This is a genomic window from Streptomyces sp. BRA346 (assembly GCF_052851135.1).
On sequence record NZ_JAIWIH010000024.1, the window covers coordinates 88,824 to 95,876 of the forward strand.

The 7,053-nt window shown below is 71.7% G+C and carries 7 protein-coding genes and 1 tRNA gene; 2 read left to right on the forward strand and 6 right to left on the reverse strand.

Translation table 11 applies throughout. From position 1 onward, the window contains the following. Window positions 1–15: 15 nt before the first annotated feature. Together LCH29_RS27090 and LCH29_RS27095 are read right to left on the reverse strand one after the other, a co-directional pair. Complete coding sequence (locus LCH29_RS27090) at window positions 16–1,782, reverse strand: sensor histidine kinase (protein WP_446464338.1); 1,767 nt, start codon at window positions 1,780–1,782, stop codon at window positions 16–18. Between the two features lie 98 nt (window positions 1,783–1,880). Next, the gene (locus LCH29_RS27095; RefSeq protein ID WP_039938430.1) at window positions 1,881–2,618 is read right to left on the reverse strand and encodes a response regulator transcription factor; all 738 of its coding nucleotides are present in this window, start codon (window positions 2,616–2,618) and stop codon (window positions 1,881–1,883) included. Between the two features lie 209 nt (window positions 2,619–2,827). On the opposite strand from LCH29_RS27095, the gene LCH29_RS27100 reads away from it, so the two are divergent. Further along, window positions 2,828–3,709: an LLM class F420-dependent oxidoreductase gene (locus LCH29_RS27100; protein ID WP_446464332.1), complete on the forward strand. Its 882-nt coding sequence runs from the start codon at window positions 2,828–2,830 to the stop codon at window positions 3,707–3,709. A gap of 20 nt (window positions 3,710–3,729) precedes the next feature. On the opposite strand, the gene LCH29_RS27105 is transcribed toward LCH29_RS27100, so the two are convergent. The 3 genes from LCH29_RS27105 to LCH29_RS27115 form a co-directional block, all read right to left on the reverse strand. Next, complete coding sequence (locus LCH29_RS27105; RefSeq protein ID WP_446464333.1) at window positions 3,730–4,608, reverse strand: amidohydrolase family protein; 879 nt, start codon at window positions 4,606–4,608, stop codon at window positions 3,730–3,732. 75 nt (window positions 4,609–4,683) lie between these two features. Beyond that, a tRNA-Met gene (locus LCH29_RS27110) sits at window positions 4,684–4,757 on the reverse strand. Window positions 4,758–4,831: 74 nt separating this feature from the next. Further along, window positions 4,832–5,500, reverse strand: a complete 669-nt coding sequence (locus LCH29_RS27115; protein ID WP_446464334.1) for a DUF4232 domain-containing protein — start codon at window positions 5,498–5,500, stop codon at window positions 4,832–4,834. 152 nt (window positions 5,501–5,652) lie between these two features. On the opposite strand from LCH29_RS27115, the gene LCH29_RS27120 reads away from it, so the two are divergent. Continuing rightward, on the forward strand, window positions 5,653–6,225 hold the full coding sequence (locus LCH29_RS27120; RefSeq protein ID WP_446464335.1) for an isochorismatase family protein: 573 nt from the start codon (window positions 5,653–5,655) through the stop codon (window positions 6,223–6,225). Here the strand turns inward: LCH29_RS27120 and LCH29_RS27125 are convergent. After that, window positions 6,222–6,815 (reverse strand): class I SAM-dependent methyltransferase, encoded by a 594-nt coding sequence (locus LCH29_RS27125; RefSeq protein WP_446464336.1) that lies wholly within the window; start codon window positions 6,813–6,815, stop codon window positions 6,222–6,224. The two genes, LCH29_RS27120 and LCH29_RS27125, sit on opposite strands and share 4 nt — an antisense overlap. Window positions 6,816–7,053: the final 238 nt, after the last annotated feature.

The following is a 7,053-nucleotide window of genomic DNA, read 5'->3' on the forward strand; positions in this document are numbered from 1 at the left end:
TCGCGAGCGGCGCTGTCACGGCTGTGTGGTCAGCCTGTGGCCTGGCTGTGAGTGCGTTACGCCCTGGTGAACAGGGAGATGGACGCCGAACACGGTGCGCCCCGGCACGCTGTCCACCGTCACCTGGCCGTCGTGCGCGGCGACCACCGCGTGCACGATGGCCAGCCCCAGCCCGGTGCTGCCCGCGGTACGCGAGCGTGAGGCGTCACCGCGCGCGAAGCGCTCGAAGACGTGCGGCAGCAGATCGGGCGGAATGCCGGGGCCGTCGTCCTCGATCTGGAGCGAGAGGTACGAGGACGGCTGCGGCGGCCCGGAGGTGCCGGGGTGCCCCGTCGCCTGCGCCATGGCGTACGGGGATCCGTACGGCGCCGCATAAGGGGTGCCGCTGTTCCCGGGCGGCGACGCGTCGTGGCCGAAGGGGCCCGGCGAGCCGGGCCCGAAGCCGCTGCCGCTGTGGTTGTCGCTGCTCGGACCGTTCGCGGGCCCGTACGACGGTCCGTGCACCATGCCGTACGGGGCCAGGTACGGCGACGGGCGCGGCGAGGTGTGAGGGCCGCCCCACAGCACGCGCGCGGTGACGGTCGTCCCGGCCGGGGTGTGGTTACGGGCGTTGCCCAGCAGGTTGACCAGGACCTGGTGCAGCCGCGCCGAGTCGCCGTGGACGAGCGCGGGTTCGTCGGGCAGCTCCAGCCGCCACCGATGGTCGGAACCGAGCGCCCGCGCGTCGCTGACCGCGTCCACCACCAGCGGGGACAGGTCCACCTCGGCGTACTCCAGCGGCCGCCCCGCGTCCAGCCGGGCCAGCAGCAGCAGATCCTCCACCAGCCCGGTCATCCGCCCGGCCTCGGACTCCACCCGCCCCAGCGCATGCCGGGTGTCGGGCCCGATCTCCTCGCGGCCGCGGCGGGTCAGCTCGGCGTAGCCGCGGATCGAGGCGAGCGGGGTCCGCAGCTCATGGCTGGCGTCGGCGACGAACTGCCGCACCCGCGTCTCGCTCTCCTGGCGGGCCGCCAGCGCCGATTCGATGTGCCCCAGCATGCGGTTCAGCGCCGCCCCGACCTGGCCGACCTCGGTCCGCGGATCGGCCTCGGAGGCCGGGACCCGTTCCCGCAGCGCCACCTCGCCGCTGTGCAGCGGCAGCTCCGAGACCCGGGTCGCGGTCGCGGCCACCCGGCGCAGCGGGCGCAGCGAGATGCCGACCATGGTGGCCCCGGCGAGCCCGGCCGCGACCAGTCCGGCGGCGGCGACGCAGACCTCGACCAGGATGAGGGTGTTGACGGTGTCCTGGGTCTGGTTGAGCGGGAAGGCGAGGATGATCCCGCCGTCCCTCGGGTTCCACTTGGCCACGGCCCGGTAGCTGCCGAGGCCGGGGAGGTCGACGGCGTGCACCCGGTCGTCGAGGGGGATGGCGGTGAGCGCCTTCTCCTGGCTGCTCGTCAGCTTGTCCACCCGCTGCGCGGCGTTCGAGAAGTCCGGCAGCATGGGCTCGTCGTTGCTCTTGCCGGACTTGATCGCCTTGCCGTCCGTCCCGAGCCGCGCCCCGGCGGTTCCGATGGGCTGCCCGGGCCCGTTGAGGAAGAAGATGCTGCTCTCCGGGGTGCGCGGGTCGGCCGGGTTCCGCTCCTCGCTCACCTTGCGCATGGCGCCGCCCACCGACGAGCGCAGGTCGTTGTCGACCTGGCCCTCCAGGTACGACTTCAGGGCGATCGTCGTGACCGTGCCGATCACCGCGCAGACCACGGCGATCAACGACACCGCCGAGACGACCAGGCGGGTGCGCAGCGACCAGGGCCGCCGGGCGGCGGTCCGGGCGTTCTTCCTGGCGCGCGGGGGCCGCGCCGGAGCGGCCTGGGACGGCGGGGTCGGGTGCGCCACGGTGCCTACTCCCCGGGCTTGATCAGATACCCGGCGCCGCGCCGGGTGTGGATCATCGGGCTGCGGCCCGCGTCGATCTTGCGCCGCAGATACGAGATGTACAGCTCGACGACGTTGGCCTGGCCGCCGAAGTCGTAACTCCACACCCGGTCCAGGATCTGCGCCTTGCTGAGCACCCGGCGCGGGTTGCGCATCAGATAGCGCAGCAGCTCGAACTCGGTCGCGGTGAGGTGGATCTCCTGACCCGCCCGCGACACCTCGTGGCTGTCCTCGTCCAGCACCAGGTCGCCAACTGCCAGCACGGATTCGCTGCGCGCGGCCGCCGCCCCCGACCTGCGCAGCAGCCCGCGCAGCCGGGCGACGACCTCCTCCAGGCTGAACGGCTTGGTCACGTAGTCGTCGCCGCCCGCCGTCAGCCCCGCGATCCGGTCCTCGACCGCGTCCCGCGCGGTCAGGAACAGCACCGGCACCTCGGGCAGCTCGCGGCGCAGCCGGCCCAGGACGGTGAGCCCGTCCATGTCGGGCAGCATGACGTCGAGGACGACCGCGTCGGGGCGCAGCTCACGGGTCGTACGGATCGCCTCGGCGCCGTCGCCCGCGGTCCGCACCTCCCAGCCCTCGTAGCGCAGCGCCATCGACAGCAGGTCGGCGAGGGCCGACTCGTCGTCCACAACCAGCACCCTGACGGGGCTCCCGTCGGGTCGCAGCAGCTCGGTACGCCCATGGGGCGAGGTCGCCATCATGAACGTCAGCTTCCGGCGACGGTCTGAGAGCTTCCTTTCGGCTGCCTGTGAATAACCTGAGAATCCTGTGGCCCCGGCAACGGCCCCTGGAACGGCCCCGGATGGCCCCGAGAAGGCCCCTGAGGGGAGGGGTCCAGGGGGATGACCCGGACGGGTGAACAGCCCGTGTTCCGGGAATAGACGGACTCACCCTCCGGTTCGATGGGGGTATGGCTACTCAACCCGCCCTTGGCAAGATCGGCATCTGGACCGCGGCCCTGCGGGTCACGGAGTCCCGCTCGGCGCAGGAGATCAGCGAGGCGGCGGCCGAGCTGGACGCACTCGGGTACGGCGCCGTCTGGTTCGGCGGCAGCCCCAGCGCGGACCAGGCCGCGGCCCTCCTGGAGGCTACCGACCGGATCACCGTCGCGACCGGCATCCTCAGCATCTGGGACCACTCGGCCGCCCACGTGGCCGATCGGTACGCCGCCATCGACGCGGCCCACCCGGGCCGTTTCGTCCTGGGCCTGGGCGTCAGCCACAGCGCGCTCGCCGGTGAGCGGTACAAGCGTCCGTACTCGGCGATGCGGGACTATCTGACGGACCTGGACTCCGCCCCGATCCCGGTCCCCGCGTCCCGGCGGGTCCTGGCCGCCCTCGGCCCGAAGATGCTGGAGCTGTCCCGCGACCGCGCCGCGGGAGCCCATCCGTACCTGGTCACCCCGGAGTTCACGGCCGAGGCGCGGGAGATCCTGGGCGACGGCGCCCTGCTCGCCCCGGACCTCAAGGTCGTCCTCGACACCGACCTCGACCGCGCCCGCACCACCGCCCGCACCTACCTGTCCATGTACCTGAAGCTGCCCAACTACACCAACAACCTGCTGCGGTGGGGCTTCGAGGAGAAGGACTTCGCGGACGGCGGCAGCGATCGCCTGGTGAACTCCGTCTTCGCCCTGGGCGACGCGGAAGCGATCCGGCGTCGCGTGGACACGTTCCTGGAGGCGGGCGCGGACCACCTGGCGGTGCAGGTGGTGACCCCCGAACCGTTCGTCACTCTCCCCCGCGAGGAGTGGCGCACCCTGGCCGAGGCCCTTCCCCTCGGCGACCGCTGACGCCCGGCTGACGGGGTGTGTCACAGGCCGAACAGCCGCGCCGCGTTCCCGTGACACACCCCCCGCAGCCAGGCGTCGTCCTGATCCAGCCGGGTCAGGGCCTCCAGGGCGTGCCCGTACCCGTACGGGATGTTGGGGAAGTCGCTCCCGAACAGCACCCGGTCGCCGAGCGCGCCGAGCCGCCCCCGCTCCTCCGGCGGGAACGGCCAGTGGCTCTCGGAGAAGTCGGTGAACGCCATCGTCGTATCCAGGTGCACCCCCTCGTACCGCTCCGCGAGCGTCAGGAAGTCCGCGTACTCCGGCAGCCCCATGTGCGCGATGACCAGCCGCAGCCGCGGATGCCGGGCCAGCAGCCGGGCCACCGGTTCGGGGCCGGTGTGCTTGCCGGGCGCCGGGCCCGAACCGCAGTGGATGACGATGGGCGCCCCGGCGTCGGCGAGCATCCCCCACACCGGGTCGAGCAGCGCGTCGCCCGGGTCATACGCCCCCACCTGCACATGCGACTTGAACACCCGCGCCCCGCCGTCCAGCGCCCCGCGCACGTACTCCTCGACGCCCGGCTCCGGGAAGAAGGTCGCCGTGTGCAGACAGTCGGGCGTACGGGCGGCGAACCCGGCGGCCCACTCGTTCAGCCACGCCGCCATGCCGGGCTTGTGCGGGTAGACCATCGAGGTGAAGGCCAACACCCCGAACTCCCGGATGGTCGCGAGCCGTTCGGCCTCGTCCCGGCGGTAGGTGATGGGCCACTCGAGGCCGACCAGCGGCTCGACCGCGTCGAAGTACGCCCAGACCTTGTCCAGGACGTTCTTCGGCATGAAGTGCGTGTGCACGTCGATGAGTCCGGGCAGCCCGAGCTCCTGCCAGAAGCGACGGACCGGGACGACGTCAGGATCAGTCATACGGATCACCGTACGGTCGTGGCACCACGATCGAGGGCCCGGAACCATCCCTGGTACCGGGCCCTCGATCTCAAGTAGCGGGGACAGGATTTGAACCTGCGACCTCTGGGTTATGAGCCCAGCGAGCTACCGAGCTGCTCCACCCCGCGTCGGTGAATGCAACACTACGTCATTCGCCGCGCAGAGGGAAATCGGTTCCGCACGCCCGGACCTACGCACCCGCCTACGCCCCGGCCCCGGGTTCCACGGCCGTCACGGTGAACTCGTCCCCGCACACCCGCAGCCCCGAGGAGACCCGCGCGGTCATGGCCTCCTTCGACCCGGGCGGGTAGGCCTGCACCAGGGAGGCGCTCTTCCAACACGGCTTGTCCGAGAGGCCGTCGTTGATCGTGTGCAGCACGGCGTGCGCGCTGCCCCCGGCGGGCACCGTGACGGGCTTCCCCTTGGCCCCCTCCCGCTCGGCCGGCTTCCCGATCCTCTGTCCGTCCCTGGCCAGCAGCGACGCCCCGGGGAATCCGTTCAGGGTGCAGGCGCTCCTCCCCTTGTTGGTGAAGACCAGTGAGTACCGGATGTTGCCCGCCCCGATGTCGGCCCGCCCCACGCGCAGCCCCATCGACGAGGACTCGCACCGTGCGCTGTCGGCGCTCCCGGCCTTCGACCCGATGTCCTCACCGCCCGCCCAGCCCGTGGCATCGCTGTTCTGCCCGTCCTGCGTGCCCTGACCGTCCTGACCTTCCTGACCGTCCTGCTCGGCCTGCGAGGCGGCGGACACGGGCGCCTTCCCCTCGGGCTTGGGCTCGCTGCCCTGACAAGCCGTAACCCCCATGGCCGCCACCGCCGCCATCGTGGCGACGACGACCTTGCCCCGGCTGGTGAGCGTGATGTGCGACATGGGATCCCCCTGGATCGATGGGTGCGACTCTCGCACCAACTACCGTGCCGATCCGCGCTGGTGCCTTGTTAACACCGCAGTGGCACGCCACTAACGCATCACTAACGCCCCGGCCCTGCCCTGGTCGCGGGACCGTCCTGCATTATCGCTCCATGACCCCACACCCCGTGCCGCCCGCCCAGGCCCTGATCGTGGTCGACGTCCAGTCCGCCTTCGTCACGGGCCCCGACGCGGTTCCCGAGGCACCCCGGCTCCTCGACCGGCTCACCGACCTGATCACCCGGGCACGCGCCGGTGGCTCGCTCATCGTCCACCTCCAGAACGACGGCCCCGCGGGTGCGCCCGACGAACCGAAGACCCCGGGCTGGGAACTGCACCTGCCGGTCCGCGAAAGCCATCGCGAGGTCGTGATCCGCAAGACGGATGACGACGGCTTTTACGAGACGGGACTGGGCGATCTGCTCACCGGGCGGGGCGTACGGGCCCTGGCCGTGTGCGGGGTGATGTCCGAGATGTGCGTCAGCGCGACGGCGCGCACGGCCCTGGAGCTGGGCTACCGGGTGGTCATGCCCCACGACGCCCACGCGACGTACGACATCCCGGCGGCGGCGGACATCAGCGACGCCGTACCGGCGGCGATGGTGTCGCGCGTCGCCGAATGGGCCCTGGGCGACGAGATCGAGATCATCGCCCGCGCCGCCGACCTCGCCTTCACCGCGGGCTAAGCCCGGTACACCAGCAGATACCGCCACAGCAGCAGACGGCGCACCGTCGAACCGGGCAGCAGGCGGGCGGCTTCGGCGCGCGTCTCGGCGTACGACAGCGGCGGCGGCCAGACCATCGGGATCTGCACGGAGGGAGCGGCGCGGCGCCCGCTCAGCAGCCGGTCGGCCTTCCGGTCGGCCTTGAGGAGGGACCGCGCCGGGAGGGCCCACACGAAATCGGTCACCGTCCTGACCGGATAGAGCCCCAGCACCGCCAGAACCCCACCCGGGGCAAGGGCCCTCCGCAACCTCAGCACCGTCTCGAACGGCATGTGGTGGAGGCTGGCGATGCACGAGATGAAGCCGTAGTGGGCCTCCGGAAGATGCGCATCGCGCACATCGACCTGCCGGTACCGAGGGCCGTCCCCGGCCTCCCGCGCCGCCGCGATGACGTCCGCGTCGGCGTCCACCCCCTCGACGTCCAGCCCCCGCCCCGCGAGCAGCCGCGCGAACCGCCCCGTCCCGCACCCGACATCCAGCGCCGACCGCGCCCCGTCCGGCACCTGCTTCAGCAGCAGCTGATGGTAGTGATCGTTGAAGTTCACTCCCATGCGGCCGGACCCTACTCAGGCCCCGCCACCACCACCAGAGTGACGGCGGCCCACCTGGTCAACACCATCGGCGAGGACATTGCCGTCACCGTTGACGTCAGCACATACGCCAGAGGCCCCTTCCGATGTTCGGAAGGGGCCTCTGAGCTGCTGCGCGCTCGGCAGTGTGCTCGCTCAGGACATCGGAATGGGGTGTCTCAAGACATCGGCATGACCTCGGGGGCAGGGTCTGGCGATG